Annotated in this window: 20 protein-coding genes; 11 read left to right on the forward strand and 9 right to left on the reverse strand. The window is 66.5% G+C overall.

The genetic code is table 11. From position 1 onward, the window contains the following. Positions 1-57 precede the first annotated feature (57 nt). From cls to KFB96_RS11050, 5 genes are all read left to right on the forward strand, one after another. A complete protein-coding gene (cls, locus tag KFB96_RS11030) occupies positions 58-1,488 on the forward strand; it encodes a cardiolipin synthase (protein ID WP_213461310.1) in 1,431 nt (476 codons plus the stop codon). Between the two features lie 125 nt (positions 1,489-1,613). Further along, positions 1,614-2,549 (forward strand): SLC13 family permease, encoded by a 936-nt coding sequence (locus KFB96_RS11035; protein WP_213461312.1) that lies wholly within the window; start codon positions 1,614-1,616, stop codon positions 2,547-2,549. Continuing rightward, a complete protein-coding gene (locus KFB96_RS11040; RefSeq protein ID WP_213461314.1) occupies positions 2,543-2,962 on the forward strand; it encodes an SLC13 family permease in 420 nt (139 codons plus the stop codon). The genes KFB96_RS11035 and KFB96_RS11040 overlap by 7 nt, the downstream gene beginning before the upstream one ends. 55 nt (positions 2,963-3,017) lie before the next feature. Continuing rightward, a complete protein-coding gene (locus tag KFB96_RS11045) occupies positions 3,018-3,668 on the forward strand; it encodes a hypothetical protein (RefSeq protein WP_213461316.1) in 651 nt (216 codons plus the stop codon). Further along, positions 3,669-4,112, forward strand: a complete 444-nt coding sequence (locus KFB96_RS11050; protein WP_213461318.1) for a hypothetical protein — start codon at positions 3,669-3,671, stop codon at positions 4,110-4,112. Between the two features lie 43 nt (positions 4,113-4,155). Here KFB96_RS11050 and KFB96_RS11055 read toward each other — a convergent pair whose 3' ends face one another. The 3 genes from KFB96_RS11055 to KFB96_RS11065 all read right to left on the reverse strand — a co-directional run bounded on the left by KFB96_RS11055 (position 4,156) and on the right by KFB96_RS11065 (position 7,153). Continuing rightward, a complete protein-coding gene (locus KFB96_RS11055; protein WP_213461320.1) occupies positions 4,156-4,497 on the reverse strand; it encodes a type II toxin-antitoxin system Phd/YefM family antitoxin in 342 nt (113 codons plus the stop codon). 68 nt (positions 4,498-4,565) lie between these two features. Continuing rightward, a complete protein-coding gene (locus KFB96_RS11060; RefSeq protein ID WP_366931578.1) occupies positions 4,566-5,588 on the reverse strand; it encodes a phosphate acetyltransferase in 1,023 nt (340 codons plus the stop codon). Positions 5,589-5,806: 218 nt separating this feature from the next. Next, positions 5,807-7,153 (reverse strand): FAD-dependent oxidoreductase, encoded by a 1,347-nt coding sequence (locus tag KFB96_RS11065; RefSeq protein ID WP_213461324.1) that lies wholly within the window; start codon positions 7,151-7,153, stop codon positions 5,807-5,809. Between the two features lie 244 nt (positions 7,154-7,397). Here KFB96_RS11065 and KFB96_RS11070 point away from each other — a divergent pair, with 244 nt between their 5' ends. Together KFB96_RS11070 and KFB96_RS11075 are read left to right on the forward strand one after the other, a co-directional pair. Further along, positions 7,398-9,140, forward strand: a complete 1,743-nt coding sequence (locus KFB96_RS11070; RefSeq protein ID WP_213461326.1) for an FAD-dependent oxidoreductase — start codon at positions 7,398-7,400, stop codon at positions 9,138-9,140. A gap of 105 nt (positions 9,141-9,245) precedes the next feature. Beyond that, positions 9,246-10,367 carry a hypothetical protein gene (locus KFB96_RS11075; RefSeq protein WP_213461328.1) on the forward strand — a complete coding sequence of 374 codons (1,122 nt, stop codon included), beginning with the start codon at positions 9,246-9,248 and terminating at the stop codon, positions 10,365-10,367. 68 nt (positions 10,368-10,435) lie between these two features. On the opposite strand, the gene KFB96_RS11080 is transcribed toward KFB96_RS11075, so the two are convergent. Next, positions 10,436-10,873 carry a universal stress protein gene (locus tag KFB96_RS11080; protein WP_213461330.1) on the reverse strand — a complete coding sequence of 146 codons (438 nt, stop codon included), beginning with the start codon at positions 10,871-10,873 and terminating at the stop codon, positions 10,436-10,438. A gap of 327 nt (positions 10,874-11,200) precedes the next feature. Between KFB96_RS11080 and KFB96_RS26725 the strand changes: the two genes are divergently transcribed. Beyond that, entirely contained in the window at positions 11,201-11,296 is a 96-nt protein-coding gene (locus KFB96_RS26725) for a hypothetical protein (protein WP_300971576.1), read from the forward strand. 65 nt (positions 11,297-11,361) lie between these two features. Here the strand turns inward: KFB96_RS26725 and KFB96_RS11090 are convergent, their stop codons facing one another. The 4 genes from KFB96_RS11090 to KFB96_RS11105 form a co-directional block, all read right to left on the reverse strand. Continuing rightward, positions 11,362-11,535, reverse strand: a complete 174-nt coding sequence (locus KFB96_RS11090) for a hypothetical protein (RefSeq protein ID WP_213461331.1) — start codon at positions 11,533-11,535, stop codon at positions 11,362-11,364. Between the two features lie 61 nt (positions 11,536-11,596). Continuing rightward, positions 11,597-11,866 carry a hypothetical protein gene (locus tag KFB96_RS11095; RefSeq protein ID WP_213461332.1) on the reverse strand — a complete coding sequence of 90 codons (270 nt, stop codon included), beginning with the start codon at positions 11,864-11,866 and terminating at the stop codon, positions 11,597-11,599. A 44-nt stretch (positions 11,867-11,910) separates the two neighbouring features. Further along, positions 11,911-12,459, reverse strand: coding sequence for an efflux RND transporter periplasmic adaptor subunit (locus tag KFB96_RS11100; protein ID WP_213461333.1), 549 nt, complete (start codon positions 12,457-12,459; stop codon positions 11,911-11,913). Positions 12,460-12,548: 89 nt separating this feature from the next. Next, positions 12,549-13,493, reverse strand: a complete 945-nt coding sequence (locus KFB96_RS11105; RefSeq protein ID WP_213461334.1) for a hypothetical protein — start codon at positions 13,491-13,493, stop codon at positions 12,549-12,551. Positions 13,494-13,669: 176 nt separating this feature from the next. Here KFB96_RS11105 and ilvB point away from each other — a divergent pair, with 176 nt between their 5' ends. From ilvB to KFB96_RS11120, 3 genes are all read left to right on the forward strand, one after another. Then, entirely contained in the window at positions 13,670-15,415 is a 1,746-nt protein-coding gene (gene ilvB / locus KFB96_RS11110) for a biosynthetic-type acetolactate synthase large subunit (RefSeq protein WP_213461336.1), read from the forward strand. An 89-nt stretch (positions 15,416-15,504) separates the two neighbouring features. Continuing rightward, a complete protein-coding gene (locus tag KFB96_RS11115; protein WP_213461338.1) occupies positions 15,505-16,560 on the forward strand; it encodes a WD40 repeat domain-containing protein in 1,056 nt (351 codons plus the stop codon). Between the two features lie 152 nt (positions 16,561-16,712). Then, positions 16,713-16,973, forward strand: coding sequence for a hypothetical protein (locus KFB96_RS11120; protein WP_213461340.1), 261 nt, complete (start codon positions 16,713-16,715; stop codon positions 16,971-16,973). A gap of 70 nt (positions 16,974-17,043) precedes the next feature. On the opposite strand, the gene KFB96_RS11125 is transcribed toward KFB96_RS11120, so the two are convergent. Further along, positions 17,044-17,640, reverse strand: coding sequence for a very short patch repair endonuclease (locus KFB96_RS11125; RefSeq protein ID WP_213501934.1), 597 nt, complete (start codon positions 17,638-17,640; stop codon positions 17,044-17,046). Positions 17,641-17,651 lie beyond the last annotated feature (11 nt).

Raw genomic sequence — 17,651 nt, forward strand, 5'->3', positions numbered from 1 at the left:
CGATCGATGTCGCAGGTCTCGATGATCGATCAGCTATCGGCATCAGGAAACCGGAACATGATCTCCACGTTCTCGCTCGTCTTCATCCTCGTCGAGCTCCTCGGGATCGCGAGCGCGATCCATGCGCTCTTCACCGTGCGCACGCCGCAGGGCACGGTCGCCTGGGTGGTGGGCCTGGTGGCCTTCCCCTGGCTGGGCCTTCCGCTCTACTGGTTCTTCGGCAGTCGGCGGTTCGAGGCCCATTCGCGCGTGATGCAGGACAAGCTTCGGACACACGCGGATCTGATCCATCAGGTCCGCACCGAGATGCTCGCCTTTCAACTGGCTCCGGAACGGATCGAGCCGGCGCCGGCCGCGGCCTTGGCTTCGATTGCGGGGCAGGAATTTCTGCGCGGGAACCGGCTCGAGCTACTCATCGACGGCGAGGCCACCTTCGATGCCATTCTGGCCGAAATCGCACGGGCGACGCATTCGGTCTATGTGCAGTTCTACATCGTGCGCAACGACGGGCTCGGGCGACGTCTGCTCGAAGCGCTCGCGCAGAAGGCGTCGGAGGGCGTGGAGTGCTGCTTTCTGATCGACAGCTTCGGCGGCGCCGCCATCACCCCGCGTGTGATGCGCCATTGGCGCGACCGCGGGGTGCGCATCGCCGCCTTCAGCGCCCTGAGCGGGTGGCGCGACCGCTGGCGGCTCAACTTCCGCAACCACCGCAAGAACGTCATCGTGGACGGCCGGGTCGGCTTCATCGGCGGGCACAATGTCGGCGACGAGTATCTCGGGAAGAATCCGAAGTACGGCCGCTGGCGCGACACCCATGTACGGGTCGAGGGCCCGACCGCGCTGCAGCTTCAGATGGTCTTCGCAGCCGATTGGTATTTCGCCGTCGGCGAGATCCTGGACGCCCATTGGCAACCGCACGATCCGGTACCGGATGCCGCCGGCCAAGGCGCTCTCGTGCTCGCGTCCGGACCGTCCGATCGGCATGAGCGGTGCACGCTCTTCTTCCTGCACGTCATCTCGATGGCCCGACACAGACTCTGGATCGCCAGCCCTTATTTCGTCCCGGACGAAGGTATCCTCCAGGCGCTGCAGCTCGCCGCGATCCGGGGTGTGGACGTGCGTATCCTGCTGCCCATGAAGCCGGATCAGTATCTGGTCTGGCTCGCCTCCTTCGCCCTGCTCAAGGAGCTGGATCATCCCCGGATTCATGTCCACCGCTTCACCGCCGGATTCCTGCACCACAAGGCGCTGGTCGTCGACGAGGGGTTCGCTGCCATCGGGACGAAGAACTTCGACAACCGCTCCTTCAGGCTGAACTTCGAGATCACCCTCGCCGTCTCGGACGCACGTTTCGCGGCCGAGGTCGCGACCATGTTCGAGCGCGATTTCGCACAGTCGCAAGAAGTCGGACCGCGGGCCTATGACGCCCTGCCGTTCCACCAAAAAGTCGGAGCAAAGGCCGCAAGGCTGCTCGCGCCGATCTTGTAGGTCGTACCGACGATGCTCGCCGCATCCGAGAGCGAGCGGCCAACGGGCCATCGACGCAGGCTTCAACGCCGGGGAAGTGTTCTGAAACAAACCGAACGGCACCTGATCCGTGCCGAGGGGGACGCGTGAACCTTGATTTGGTCCTGGTGCTGGCCCTGTTGGTCGGCGCGATCCTGATGTTCAGCCTCGGTCGCCCTCGGGCCGATGCCGTGGGTCTCCTGATGATGGTCGCGCTGCCCTTCACCGGGGTCATCACGGTTCGGGAGGCGATCGCCGGTTTCGCAAACCCGAACATCGTCCTGATTGCGGCCATGTTCGTCATCGGCGAGGGCTTGGCCCGGACCGGCATCGCGCAGGGACTGGGTGATTGGCTGGTCGCTCGCGGAGGCAAGAACGAGACCCGTCTGGTCGCCATGCTGATGTTGATCGTCGGCGCGCTGGGCTCGGTGATGTACTCCACCGGCGTGGTCGCCATCTTCATCCCGGTCGCGCTGCGCATCGCGCAGAGCACCGGCATGTCGCCGGCACAGGTCCTGATGCCGGTCTCCTTCGCCGCGCTCATCAGCGGCATGCTGACGTTGGTCGCCGCGGCGCCGAACCTGATCGTCAATTACGAGCTGGTGCGCACCGGCGCCGAGGGCATGTCCTTTTTCACGCTGACCCCGATCGGCCTGCCGATCCTGCTGCTCGGCGTTGCCTACATGATGTTCGCGCGCCGCTGGTTGGGCACCGGCGGGGCGGACGGACAGCGCACGGGCGGGCGGCCGAGCCTGAGCGATTGGGTCGAGACCTACCGCCTGGCCGAGCGGGAGCTGCGCGTGCGGGTGCGCGAGGGCTCCCCGCTCGTCGGGCAACCGCTCGGCGCGCTCGCCCTGCCGGGCCATGCCGAGCTGGCGGTCCTTGCCGTCGAGCGCAGTCGGCCGTTCCGCACCTGCCTCATCGGGCCGGATGCAACCACCGAGATCGCCGCTGGCGACATCCTGCTGATCGACAGCCCGACCCCGATCGCCAAGCCCTCGACAGCGCCTACCGCGCCATCAGCCTGCGCACCCTGGTGTTGATCGCCGGCATGCTGCCCTTCGGCATCGCCCTGGAACGCACGGGAGGGATCGACCTCGCCGCCACCGCGCTGGTCGCACTGCTCGGCGACGCCGGACCCTATCTGATCCTGGCGACGCTCTATCTCATCACCGTGCTGATCGGCCTCTTCGTGGTCGCCGCCGCGAACGCGGTGCTGGTGATTCCGGTCGCGCTCGCACTGGCCGCCGAGCTCGGTGCCTCGCCCTACCCTTTCGCGATCATCGTCGCCTTGGCCGCCTCCTCCGCATTCATGACCCCGATCGCCCCGCCCAACGCGATGGTCGCAACCGCCGGCAACTACCGCTTCGGCGACTATCTGCGTGTCGGCCTGCCGTTTGTCGTCATCGCGATGACGGTGTCGGTAGCCTTGGTGCCTTGGCTGTTTCCGTTTTGATGGATCCTCGAACATCGCGCGTACCCGGAACAGACGCTCAGTCAGGAGGAAGCTCATGCCGGAGGTCATTTGCGATGCGTTGACGCCCGCGCTCGATGCGGAGTGGGATGCGCTCGTGCAGGACTCGCCACAAGGTTGGGCCTTTTTGCGCAGCGATTGGCTACGGATGCTGGCGGAAACCGACGGGGCACGCTTGCAGGTGCTGCGATTCGCGTTGCGCGACGACGGCGGGCGGCTGCAGGCGGGCTGGGCCTTGCCGGTGCGACCCTGCTGCGGCGGTGCCATCAGCCATCACTTCGAGCTCTTCTATGCCGGCCCGATCCTCAGCGCAGACCTTGACTCCGGGGCAGTACGCCAGGCCAGCCCGCGCTACGACGCACTGGCGGCGCTGGCCGCGGCGTTGGCGGCGCGGATCGATCTGATCGTCGCCGAGACCCATCCCGCGCTCCAGGACCTACGTGCACTGCTGCGCGGACCCTTCACCTTGGTGCCGGTCTACACCCACCGCTGGCCGCTCTGCGACCTTCCGGACGTGTGGACCGCAATGAACCGGGACAAGCGACGCGAGATCCGGCGTGCCTCGGAGCAGCTGCGCCTGGCCGAAGACCGCGAAGCGGACGCCGTGACTGCCTTCATCGACCTGCACCGCCGAGTGGTGCTGCGCTTCGGTCAAGCGCCGACCCGGCGTTGGGCCGAGGTGTTGTAGATGCGGATCGCATGGCTTCAGGCGCGTGACGGGGCGCGCCTGTACTCGGCCCGTGACGGCACCGGCGTCCGCCGGGCGAGCGTGCTGGTCTTGCTGAGCCGCGAGGACCGGGAAGCCTATCTGTGGCGCGCCGGCTTCGACGCCGAGACTGTCGGCCTAGGCACCATCCCCGCGCTGTACTGGTCGGTCGCTGAGGCGCTGGCGCCCCCGAATACCGGCGCGGCGGTTGACGCCACGCCCTGGCAGTGGATCAACTTCGGCGGATCACCGACCACCTCCCTCGGCCGCTTCAAGGACTATCTCGGCGCAACGCCGACCCTGCACTTCCGGCTGCTGCACCGCCGGGCCGGTCCGCCCCTGTGGCTTTGGGAAGGCCGCGAACGGGCGCTGCGCGCCGCCCGCGGTCTCCGTGCGCGTCTCGCCTCGCATCGTCCGCCATCATGACCCGGATCGTCCCGCCCAACGCGATGATCGGTCCAGAGGACCTTCATGCAACAGAGCGCTCTGCACGCCGCTCCGCGAGGCGCTCGCGAAGGGTCGCGGTATCCATGACCCGCCCGGCATCGGCGTCGCCGGCTCCCGCGAGCAGGGATTCGAGAAACCGCTCACAATCACACATTCGATCGTATTGCGCTGGCGACAGGACGACGCCCGCTGCCCGACCGTTCTGCGTGATGACGAGTGGACCGGCACCGTCGACCAGTCGCTTCAGATGACGCGATATCTGAGTTTTGAACTTGCCGACAGGCACGATGCTTTCGGAAACCGAGATGGGTTGCATGGACGCCATTCCGTCTTGAATTAAAACTTTAAACCGCGCCAACTCCAACAGTCGTCGAGTCTGCCGGGGTCGATCCCATCCGAAAACATCACATACCGCGCTGGGCGCGGTTTAGATCACCCCTCGATCGCCGCAGCCTCCTTACGCCGGTGGGCCACCAACGCGGCGACGGCACAGGAGGCGAGGCGGCTCTGGACCGAGTCGGCGCGGCTGGTGAGCGTGATCGGCACGCGTGCGCCCAGGACGATGCCCGCGGAGTCGGCGTTCATCAGGAAGGCAAGGCTCTTGGCGAGCAGATTGCCGGCTTCCAGATCGGGCACGACCAGGATGTCGGCGTGACCGGCGACGGGCCCTCCGATCCCTTTGATCTCTGCCGCCTCCGGGCTGATGGCGTTGTCGAGCGCGAGCGGTCCGTCGAGGACGCCGCCGGTGATCTGACCGCGGTCGGCCATCTTGCAGAGAGCCGCAGCCTCCACGGTCGACTGGAGCTTGGGATTGACCTTCTCCATCGCGGACAGGATCGCGACCTTCGGGGTCTCGATCCCCAAGGCCCGCGCGAGATCGATCGCGTTCTGCACGATGTCGACCTTCTCCTCCAGGGTCGGGAAGATGTTGATCGCCGCGTCCGTGATGAAGAGGACGTTCGGGTGCCCCGGCACGTCCATGATGAAGCAATGACTCAGGCGCCGCGCGGTACGCAGTCCGGTATCGCGTTTCACCACGGGACCGAGCAGCTCGTCGGTGCCGAGCGAGCCCTTCATCAGCATCTCGGCGCGACCCTCGCGCACCAGGGCGACGGCCTTCTCGGCCGATGCGTGACTGTGCTCGGCGTCGATCATCTCGTAGGGGGAGAGGTCGATCCCCGCGTCAGCCCCTGCGGCGAGGATTTTCTTGCGAGGTCCAACCAGGATGGGCGTGATGATGCCGGCCTTCGAAGCATCGACGGCCCCGCCCAGCGCCGCGGCGTTGCAGGGATGGACGACCGCGGTCGCTGCCGGCGGAATGGTTTCGACGGCGAAGATCAGACGCTGGAAATTGGTGTGCGTTGCGGTGTTCATGACGCTGAGCCTCGTGGACTTAAACCGCGCCCAGCGCGGTATGCGATTTTTTTGGTTGGGATCGGCCCCGGCAGACCGGATGACCGCTGGAGCTGGCGCGGTTTAAGATATTAAAAAATATAATATTTTAAACCGAACCCCCGCTAGGAACTGTGGATTCACCAAACGTCGAATTCACTCGAAAATGAGCATCTCGCTCTGGAAGCGGTTTAAAGAAGCCGGCAGAGGTTGGGCCACGGAACCTAGCCCTACGCAGGCGGTCACGGAGCCGACCGACGCTGGCGCCGCCGGTCGCCTGCTCAGTCGAGCGCCTTGCTCAACTGCGAAGCGGCAATCAACAAGGGCGACCAAGAGGGACCAAACGGCGGCGCGTAGGCCAGGTCCATGTCGTAGATCTGCTCGGCGGTCATGCCGGCGTGGATCGCCGCGGCGGCGGTGTCGATCTTGTGCGCGGCCGCCTCGGGGCCGACCATGCAGCAGCCGAGCAGTTTGCGCGTTTTGCGCTCCCCGATCAGCCAGACCGAGAGCTTGCCGCCGCCGGGGTAGTAGCCGGCACGGGTGGAGCCGACGATCTCGGCGGTCGCGGTGTCGAGTCCGGCCGCATCGGCTTCTTCCCGCGACAACCCGGTGCGGACGACCTCAAGTCCGAAGAACTTGAACACGGCCGTGCCGAGCACCGGAGGGGCCGGGCGTTTCAGGCCGAAGATGTTGTCGCCCGCGAGCTTGCCCGCCCGATTGGCGCGCAGCGCAAGCGGAAACCAGACCGACTCCCCGGTGATGGCATGGATCGCGTCGGCGCAGTCGCCGGCTGCGAAGATGTGCTCCTCGGAGGTTTGCAGGTAGGCGTCCACCGCGATCGATCCGGCGGCGCCGAGCGCCAGTCCCGCGGCCGCTGCCAGCTCGGACTCGGGTCGAACGCCGGTCGCGACCAGCACCAGATCGGCCTCCAAGGTGGATTGTGCAGTCTTGACGCTGATCGCCGAGCCGGTGCGCTCGATCGCCTCGACCCGTGTGCCCAGCAGCATCTCGACCCCGTGCGCCTGGGCCTCGTCGATCACGCGCGCGCGCAGCGTCTCCGGCAGCCAGGGCAGGATCTCGGGCAGGGCCTCCACCAGGGTCACTTCGGCGCCCATCTCCCGGAAATTCTCGGTCGCTTCCAGCCCAATGTAGCCGGCGCCGATGACCACCACACGCTTGGGCGGATGTGCCGCCATAGCCGCTTTGATGGTCCGTCCGTCGTCGATGGTTTTGAGCGGATAGGCGCCTTCACCCCAAAGGCTATCGAGCCCCTTGATCGGCGGCACCGAGACCCGCGCGCCGGTGCAGATGATCAGCTTGTCGTAGCCGAGCACGAAATCGCCCTCGGCGTTGCGTCCGCCGACCTCGCGCCGGCTCGGGTCGATCTTCAGCACCTCGTGGCCGAGACGCACCTCGATGTTGCGCTCCTCGCGAAAGCGCTGCGCTGAGATGACAAGCAGGTCATCCATGTCCGTGTCCGGAGGCAGCTTGTACGGCAGTCCACAGGCGCCGTAGGAGACGTCCTGCGTCTTCTCCAGAACCAGGATCTCGGCGTCCGGACGTGTCCGCCTGGCCTGACTCGCCGCACTCATGCCCGCGGCGACGCCGCCGATGATCACCACTCTCATACTCGCTCCTCGCGCCGGATCGCTGCTGGTCGGTTACCGCGCCGATGGTAGCGACCGGGCTGACGACCGACAAGGTCATGATGTCCACGGGAACGCGCGGCTTGCCCCTGGGCCGACGCGAACCGTCGCGCGCGAGCGACCGGCGCTCGATCCGCGTTTCCGGTAAGATCCCGCCGTCGGCATCGACACAATGTCCCCTTGAAATTATGGCCTTTTTGCCTGGACCACGAAGGAGAACGAAGCGGTGACAACCAAGACACAGGCTCACGACTCCCCGAAAATCCTGATCGTCGGAGGCGTGGCTGGAGGCGCATCGGCGGCCGCGCGGGCCCGCCGTGTCAACGAGCATGCCCGGATCATCCTATTCGAGCGCGATCCCTACGTGTCCTTCGCAAACTGCGGTCTCCCCTATTTCATCGGCGGCGAGATCAGCGATCGCGCACAGCTCTTGGTCGCGACGCCGGAGCTGTTTCGCGATCGGTTTCTGATCGACGCACGCATCCGCCACGAGGTGATCGCGATCCATCGAGAGACCAAGAGGGTCATGGTTAAGAATCTCGACACCGGCGAGCAGTACGGGGAGGACTACGACAAGCTCATCCTCTCGCCCGGTGCCGCGCCGATCGTGCCGCCGATCCCGGGTGCAACGGCGCAAGGCGTCTTCAGCCTGCGCAACATCGGGGACATGGATCGGATCATCGCCGGGATGGTGCACGCGAAGGAGGCGGTCGTGGTCGGTGCAGGCTACATCGGTCTCGAGGTGGCGGAGCAGTTCGTCCACCGGGGTCTGAAGGTCACGGTCGTGGAGCTGCAGGACCAGGTCATGCCTTTCTTCGATCGGGAGATCGCCGAGCCGCTCCACCGCGAGATCGAGCGCAATGGGATCCGGCTCGAGCTGGGCCGCGGTGTCGCCGCGATCGAGGAGACCGATGGGGCCGCGACCGGCGTGACCCTCGCCGACGGAACCCGCCTGCCTGCGGACTTGGTTCTGATGAGTATCGGCGTGCGCCCGAACGTGGGGCTCGCGGTGGATGCCGGCCTGACCATCGGGGCCAGCGGCGGCATCGCGACGGACGCTTACATGCGCACCTCCGACCCGGACATCTATGCGGTCGGGGATGCCGCCGAATACACCTACGGTCCGACCGGGGAGCAGATGCGGGTCCCGCTGGCCGGCATCGCCAATCGGACCGGTCGGCTGGCCGGAGAGCATGCCGCGACGGGCGCCTCGCGCCCGGCTCCAGCGGCCTGGAGCACCTCGGTCGTGCGCGTCTTCGGCTACGCCGCCGGGATTGCGGGTCTTTCGCTGGGCGCGGCGAGGCAGGCCGGATTCGATGCGCGCGCGGTGCATATCGTCTCCTACCATCACGCGAGCTACTATCCGGGGGCGGCGCCGATCGCCGTCAAGCTGGTCTACGAAACGGGCACGGGGCGCGTGCTCGGCGCGCAGGTCGTGGGTGCCGCGGGGGTGGACAAGCGGCTCGACATCATTGCGACCCTGATCCACTTCAAGGGCACGATCGAGGATCTCGGGGCGCTGGATCTCGCCTACGCACCGCCCTTCGGCTCGGCGAAGGACCCGCTGCATATGGCCGCCTTCGTCGCACAGAACGATCTCGACGGACTCGCGCCCCTGATGCAGCCGGACGCGGATCTCTCCGCGTTCCAGGTCGTGGATGTTCGCGAGGCGGCGGAGCTCGAAGAGCTTCCGCTCTGCGACGCACCCCACGCCAAGCACATCCGACTCGACGACCTGCGCGACCGCCTCGGGGAGCTGGACCCCGCCCGGCCCACCGTGGTCTCCTGCCGCGGCGGGCAGCGCGCCTATGCCGCCGTGCGCATCCTCGCGCAGCACGGTTTCGCGGAGGTCTACAACCTCTCCGGCGCGGCGGCCATGCGGGACTTCGCGTTGAACCGTCGCTCCGGTGCGGAGCCTGCAACACACGTCGATCTGCCGCGCCCCGAGCACCTCGTCGACGAGGTCTAACCGAGCGTCCCGCCCAGGCGACCGCGCGTCGCACCCTTATTATTTTACGAACACTTCGACCGGCATCGACACCGCCGCCGGCCATCACCACCGGAGAGACGACGCATGCTCTATCTCGATCTTCCGACCGCCGACGAGCTGGCCGACCTGGCGACCCAGCGCCACGACATCGCGGTGACCATCGTCCTGCCCACCACGCCGATCAGCACCGAAACCGACGCCGATCGCATCCTGCTCAAGAACCTCACCAAAGAGGCGCTGACTCAGTTGGAGGCGGCGGGGGCGGACAAGCGGCGCGTCAACGACCTGATCGAGGAGTTGGACGATCTCGTCGAGGACAACGAATTTTGGCGTTTTCAGGCCCACGGTCTGGTGGTCTTCGCCACCCCGGACAATCTGCGGACCTTCCGCGTCCCGAACGCATTGGAACCCCTGGTCAAGGTCTCCGATCGCTTTCACCTGAAGCCGTTGCTGCGCTCGGTCAACTTCTGCAACGCCGGCTACGTCTTGGCCTTGGCCGACGGGGGCGTGCGCCTGATCGAGGTCTCGGCGGACCTGCCGGCGAGCGAGGTCAAGGTCGCGGGGATGCCGACTGACGCCGCCTCGTCGGTCGGTGAAGCGAGCATCGCAACCCGCTCCTACAGCGGGCGCATCGGCGGATCGGAAGGCAAGAAGGTCCGGCTACGGCAGTACGCGCGCACGGTCGATGGCGCCCTGCGCGGTCTCCTGGCCGGTAGCTCGACCCCCTTGATCCTGGCCTCGGTCGAGAGCCTCGGCGCCATCTATCGCTCGGTCAACAGCTATCCGCATCTGGTCGCCGAAGGGATCGAGGGCAATCCGGAGCGCCTGTCCGAGACCGAGCTGGCCGCCGCCGCGCGCCCGCTGCTCGATGAGCTCTATCGGTCGCAAATCGCCGACTGGAACGCGCTCTTCCAACAACGCGCCAACGAGGATCGGGCCACCACCGACATCGCCCGCACCGCACGCGCGGCAACCTTCGGCGCCGTGCAGAGCCTGCTGGTCGACATGGATCAGGTAGTGAACGGCACGGTCGATGACGCGGACGGCACCGTCACCTTCGCTGACGCCGCGAGCGCCGACACCTACGGGGTCATCGACGAGATCGCCCGTCGCGTGCTCCTGTCCGGCGGAGAGGTGCTGAGCGTGCGCGCGGAGGACATCCCGGACGGCAAGGCGCTGGCGGCGGTATTGCGTTACGCCGTCTGAGCGCAACAGCGTCCGGCTTCTAGCCTCCTGCCGCCAGCTCAGCCAAATCGAAGCTGGCGGCTGGAGGCTCAGCTCACCACCGTTACCGGACGATGCGCCGTACGGATCACCGCGTCCGAGACGCTGCCGATGATCAATTTCTGCATCTTCCCGAGACCCCGGCGGCCCATCACGATCATGGCGTCGGCGGCCTCCGCCGCGGCAACGATCTCCTCGCGCGGCTCACCCCAGACACCCTTCTCTTCGATCGTCAGATCATCCGCTTTGCCGATCGCCTCGCGTGCCTTGGTGAAGGCGATGTTGGCCGCTTCGTGACTGATCGAGTCGATCTGTGTGCGCGGGAGATGCGCCATGCCCATCAGCTCGTTGCTGGTCGGGGAGAACACGTGCAGAAGCTGGATCGGAGAGCCGGTGGCACGCGCCAAATCGGCGGCGAACAAGGCAGCGCGCGAGGCGCCTTCCGAGCCGTCCACCGGGACGATGATCATGTTGTAGTGAGAAACCATGCGGTCAAAACCTCCTTTGCACTGGAAAATCGAGCTGGCTGCAACGTCCGGATCAGACGAGCGTACCTGTCATCGTCATAGGCCGATAGGCCGGGCCGGCATATGCTTTCACGGCGGCTCCGGACCGGCCGTTGCCGCGATCCGAGCCCTGCACCGAGTTGAACACAGCCTACCGAGCCAAGTGCCATTATAGGAGATCACGCATGGAGAACGACTAGAATACACCCGTCGCGCAGCACCCCCCTGTTCGGCGATCTGAGCCGCAATTGGAGATGGCTTCTCGCTTTCGGCATCCTCTCAATCATCCTCGGCACCGTCGGGAAGGGGATGACCTTCGGACTCACGCTCGTCAGCGTGGTCTTCTTCGGAGCGCTGCTCATCGTCGGCGGAACCTTTCAGCTGGTCGACGCCTTCAAGTACTGATCTTCAACGGCTGGGCCTATCTCTTCGTTGCGCTTGCCGCGCGTCGCGCCGGCCAGCTCGCCCGCTTAGAAGCGGGGCACCCGCCACGCCGCCCAGTCGATCGCCTCGAGCGCCTCGGCGAACGTCCGCAACCCGCGCGCGACCCCGATGTAGTGTCCCGCGATCCCGAGGATATAGACGGCGCCCGGCGGGGGATCGCCGCCGCGGCGCAGGGCATCGACGCGTGCGACCTCGGACAAGGCGAGGTCGCGATTGGCATCGAGCGCGGCGAGACTGACCGGGTTACGCGGTTGATCGAGCTTACGCAGGAGCTCGCGCAGGGTGGCCTGGAATGCGTCCCGCCAGTGCCGGCCGAAGTCCGTCCGGGGGCAGTTGTTTTCTCGGCATGAGTCCTTTGTGCAGGGATGCGCCGAGGTAGGGTGTTTGCAGGAACAGAACGGCGACCGGCGCCAGGAAGGGATCCGGCAGCTGCTGCCGGAGCACGATGCCCCAGGCGACGATGACGCCGAGCGTGGTCTTCAGCGCATTGAGCGCTGCGGGGGGGTTCCAGGTGCGCGCGATCAGCGGCATGGTGGACGGGTTGCGCCTTGTACAGGCGCGCGCCGCTCGCCCCGTCAGTCGGAGTCGAGGTCGGCGTCGGGCGCGCCCCCGATCGCGCCGGTCGGATTGACGGCGACGCTCGCGGTCAAGCCCGCGCGCAGCACGATGCCCTCCGGAGGCGCGTCGAGACGAATCCGGACCGGAATCCGCCGGGCAAGACGGATCCATTCGAACATGGGCTCGACCTGCGCCAGATCGCCCGGAACGGATGCCGAGTGACGGCGCTCGATCCCGAACGCGATACCCGCGACACGACCGGCCAACGGTCGGTCCGGATAGCCCATCAGCGTCACCGCCGCCGGGGCACCGATGCGGATATTGGGCAGATCGGTCTCCTTGAAATAGCCTTCGACGCGGAAGGAGTCCACGGCCACCAGCGCCACTTGCGGCACGCCGGCGTCGGTGTAGGTGCCCTCCCCGAGCTGCAGGTTCGAGACATAGCCGTCCACAGGGGCCGTCACCCGCGTGTCGTCGAGGTGCATCCGCGCAGTCGTCAAGGCGATCTCGGCCTGCGCCAACGCCTGTCGATACGGCAGCCGATCATGAGAACCTCGGAGGGTCATCCCGCGGGGCGGGACGGCCGGTCGCGGGGTGACCCTCGGCGGCGCAGGATCCGCGCCTCGTGTCAATCCCGAGCCCGGCACGCGACACCTCAGCGCATCCAGCCCTGCGGCGGCCGATAGCCGGCCGGAGGCGCCACGGAGCGTTCGTAGAGGCTCGGGGGATAGGCTTGATAGGGACCGGGAGCGGACCAAGACGGCGCGCCCGGTGCCTGGCGAGCCACCCCGGGCGGCGCCTGATGGTGCGGATAGACCGGGGCGTAACCCTGTGCGGGCATCGGCATGAAGCCCGGCGGAACCGGTGGGTAGATCGGCGCCGGACGCGGCTGCTCGACCGTCACGGCGGGGCCGGTCGTCGGAAGCTCTTCTGAATGGACCGATGGCTCGGCTTCGCCCGCAACCACCCCGTCCGCCTCGGTCGATGCGGACGGTGCCTCGATCGGATCCGCGGACATCGCGGCAGGACCTTCGGCCTGAAGCGTCGAGAGCTCAGGCGATGGTTCGGGCGATGCATCCGAGGCCGCGGCCACATCAGGCGACCCCGCGTCGGATGCAGCCGCTTCGGCGACGCCGCCCTCGGCGGACGATTCAACCGGCAGCGACTCGTCAGCCGGCGCGTCAGTCGCAGCGGCGGCGGTCTCTGCCACGGGTTCGGCAACAGCAGGCTCCGCAGCAACGGGTTCGGCAACAGCAGGCTCCGCAGCAACGGGTTCGGCAACAGCAGGCTCCGCAGCAACGGGTTCGGCAACAGCAGGCTCCGCAGCAACGGGCTCGGCAACAGCGGACTCCGCAACAACAGGCTCGGCAACAACAGGTTCGGCGAGGGTCACCCGTCCGATCGGAGCCACCCGGTCCGCAAGCCCCGGATCCCGGGCAACGACCTGATCCGGGGAGCCCGCGAAATAAAAGTCTACGAGGTAGACATAGAGCGACCCCGTCAGTGTCGCAACCACGACAGAGGCGACGAAAAGTCGTTCGTAATTCACCCGCCCCAATCGCTCAAACAGTCCTTCAAGCCGCCCTACGATCGCTTGCATCGACAACGTCCTCAATCGCGATTCTTGATGTCCCGCCACCCGGGAGGCGCACGGGGACCGACCAGGCTCGGAGGATAACCGAAAGCCCTGCCCGGTTGGCGATCCATCCTGCCCTTTGCGCCATGTGAGGGTATGATAACCGGCTTCTTAGACGTCGAGCCTTGGTCATTCGCCCCATGAGCCATGCCCCCCGATCCGGAGCCGCCATCTTCTTCGATGTCCTGACCGACCTCGGGGTCGAGTATCTTTTCGGCCATACGGGCGGGGCCGTGATTCCACTGCATGTCGAGTTGAATCGGCGGATGCGTCGCCGTGATCCGGCACCCAAATTCATCCTCTGTCGTCAGGAGGGCGGTGCGGGTCATGCCGCTGAAGGCTATGCGCGGACGAGCGGACGGGTCGGCGTGGCGATCGCCACCTCCGGACCGGGCGCGACCAATCTGGCCACGCCCATCGCGGACGCCTACAAGGACTCGATCCCGACGCTCTTCATCACCGGCCAGGTGCCGAGTGCAGCGATCGGCACCGATGCCTTCCAGGAGGTCGATACCGTCGGTTTTACGCGGCCGATCTCCAAGCACAACTACCTAATCAAGGACGTCCGCGATCTGGAGTGGGTGCTGCGCGAGGCCTATGCGCTGGCGATCCGCGGTCGGCCGGGGCCGGTCGTGGTCGACATCTGCAAGGATGTTCAGCTGGCCCAAACGAGCCGAGATCCGAGCGGGCAGAACCCGCCCCGGATCCGTCATCGCGAGCCGATTGCATTCGACCCGGTGAAGGCCGATGCCATCCTCGCCGCGCTTGCCGCCGCCGAGCGCCCGGTCGTGAAGGCCGGCGGCGGGGTCATCCATGCCAACGCGGCGACGGCACTGCGGGCCTTCGCCGAGCGCTTCGCCGTCCCGGTCACCACCACCTTCAACGCGCTCGGCGCGCTGCCCTTCGAGCTGCCGCACAACCTCGGCATGCCTGGCATGCACGGCACCATTCCGGCCAACTATGCCCTGCGCGACGCGGACCTGATCCTCTCGCTCGGCGGGCGGTTCGACGACCGAGTCGCGGTGAAGGGTTTCGCGGTCGGCAAGCGCATCGCCCATGTCGACATCGACCCCTCCGAGATCGACAAGACCATCGCGACCGACCTGCACCTGGTCGCTGAGCTCGGCGCCTTCTTCGAGCACGCCCTAAGCACCGGACAGGCCGCCGATCATCGCGACTGGCTGTCCCAAATCGCGCAATGGCGCAAGCAGATGCCCAAGCCCTACGGGCAGTCCGAGTACATCAAGCCGCAGGCCGTCGTGGAGATCATCTCCGAGCTGACTGCGGGCGAGGCCACCCTGGTCACGGGTGTCGGCCAGCATCAGATGTGGTCGGCGCAGTATTATCGCTTCCGTCGGCCGCGCCAGTGGATCAGCTCGGGCGGGCTCGGGACCATGGGGTTCGGTCTGCCCGCGGCCATCGGGGCCTGGTTTGCGGACCCGGTCCACCCGCTCGTCCTGATCGACGGCGACGGCAGCTTTCAGATGAACATCCAGGAGCTCGGCACCCTGGTCGCCAACCGGATCCCGCTCAAGATCTTTGTCCTGAACAACAGCTTTCTCGGGATGGTCCGCCAGTGGGAAGACATGATGGACGAGGGCCATCATTACGAGACCTGTCTCGCCCGCGACGCGAGCTGCGACCCGGACTGCATGGATCTGGACCAGACCTGTCGGCGCCAGATCCCGAACCTGACCGGTCTCAAATATGTCTATCCGCGCCTCAAGACCCAGCGCATCAAGCATCCGGAGGATCTGCGCGAGGGCGTCGCCCAAGCGCTGGCCGAGCCCGGCCCGGTCCTGGTCGATGTCTGGGTCGACAAGGCCGAGAACGTTATCCCCATGGTGCGCCCCGGCCATCGCTTCGACCAGATGATCGAGTCCTGAGCCGGCGCGGACAAGCCCATCCAACAAACACCGCAGACCGCATCGGGCGCGGTTCAACATCCATTCGCATCAGTCAAAAGGAGACCGCGATGCCTACCCCGCACTGGCGTTCCGTGCCGCGCACGGCCGCAACCGACACCATCTACGGACTCGCCCTCAGCCCCGACGGCCAGCGCCTGGCCACCGCGAGCTGGGACAGCCTGGTCAAGATCTGGGACGTCGCCGCAGGGCGCGTCGAGCAGGAGATGCGGGGTCACGACGGGCGCGTCTACACCGTGCGCTTCCACCCGGACGGCCACTGGGTCGCCTCGGGCGGTACCGATACCACCGTGCGTCTCTGGGACGTCGCCACCGGCGCGGCACTCTGGAGCCAAAGCGGCCACAGCAGCCTGGTCTACAGCGTCGACTTCCAGCCCGGCGGCGAGCTGCTGGCGTCCGGGAGCGAAGACGGCACCATCTGTATCTGGACATCCGCCGACGGCACCCTGTTACGCACCATCGAGGGACATCCTCAATACGTGCAGGGCGTGGTCTTCTCCATCGACGGCACGCGCCTGGTCTCGGGCAGCCGCGACTGCACCATGGCGGTCTGGGATGTCGCCTCCGGGGATGAGCTGCTGCGCCTGGATGTCATCAACAACGGCATCAACAGCACCCAGTTCAGCCCGGACGGCAGCCGCCTCCTGCTCAGCAACGTCGACGGCTCGATCGGTCTGTGGGACCTCGAGAAGGGCGGGCTCATCATGGAGATGGAGGAGCACACCTATCCGGTGTGGAGCGCCGTCTTCAGCCCCGACGGCAAGACCATCGCATCGGGTAGCGCGGACAAGACGATCGTGCTGTGGGACGCCTTCACCGGCGCGGAGATGTCGCGCCTGACCGGACACGAAAAAGACGTCTACTGCGTCGCCTTCAGCCCGGACGGCAAGTGGCTCTACTCCGGCAGCGTCGACAAGCACATCCGGGCCTGGAGCCTGGACAGCGCCGATCCGCGTTGGGAGACGCTCGGCACCGCCTGGCAGACCGCGGAGGCCGAGGATGCGAAGGCCGCCGCAGAGGCTGCGCAGACGCTGGCCGAGCAAACGCCCGCAAAGGCACCCGCATCGGGACTCTTCGGACGGTTGTTCGGCGGCAAGCGCCGATAAGCACCGCCGGCTACGAGCATGGCGTCTACGTTTGGTCCCAAGAGCAAGCGGAGCTCCTGCGTGGCCGGCATCGTTCCAACCCAACGTCGGACGACGCGAGCAAGACGGCACTCTGAATCCCGGACAACAGCAATCCGATGGAGATTCTCGCCATGACCGAAAACATCGAGCACATTATTCTCGAGCAGTTCCGTGCTCTTCGGAACCAGATCACAGCGCTGCAGACCGACATGCACAACGAATTCAACGACGTCAAGCATCGCATCAATCGGGTCGAATCCGCGATCGCCGGGATTCGCCGCGACGAGGCAGGAACCGCCGAGGATATCGCGCGCCAGCAGGCAACCATAGACCGGCTCAAGGATCGCTTGGACCGAATCGAACGCCGCTTGAAGCTGGTCGACGACCTCTAAGGCATGCCGGCGGCTCCGGAATTCGATTTGGCCGAGCTATTCACATTCCTCGATGGGCAACCCATGCATGTCAGCGCGGATGCCAGTCAATTTTCCGGTGAAATGCGAACCGACGCGCGTTACCCTTCTTGATCAGGATCCTCGTCGAGTGGCTTGGGGCCGATCCGGTAACGTCGCTTCTCTTCGGCGACCTGCAGTAACCGACGGGGATCGAGTGCCCCGATATCGCAGCCGCCATCCTCGGGCACGATAGCTCCCCGGTCAATGCCGCAACCACGCGAGACACAGCGGCGACCGGATCGCGGTACAGCTCGCATTCCCAGACCACGACGACCCCCCAACCCGCGGCCTCGAGCGCCGCGATGGCCTCGGCGTCGCGCGCGACATTGCGTTCGAGTTTCTCCTTCCAGAAGGAGGCGTTGGTCCGCGGCAGGGTTGCGCGTTTGCAATCGGCATGGTGATGCCAGAAGCAGCCGTGTACGAAGACGACGGCGCGATATTTGGGCAGGATCAGGTCCGGACGGCCCGGCAGTCCGCCCCCGCCCAGACGATAGCGAAACCCGAGCCGATGCAGCGCGGAGCGCAGGATCCATTCAGGCTTGGTGTCCTTGCCGACGACCCGGGCCATGAGGCGCGAGCGCTGGGCCGGGGTGAGCCTGTCCGTCATCGGACGGGCCG

It is taken from the genome of Thiocapsa sp. (assembly GCF_018399035.1).
Lineage (GTDB): Bacteria > Pseudomonadota > Gammaproteobacteria > Chromatiales > Chromatiaceae > Thiocapsa.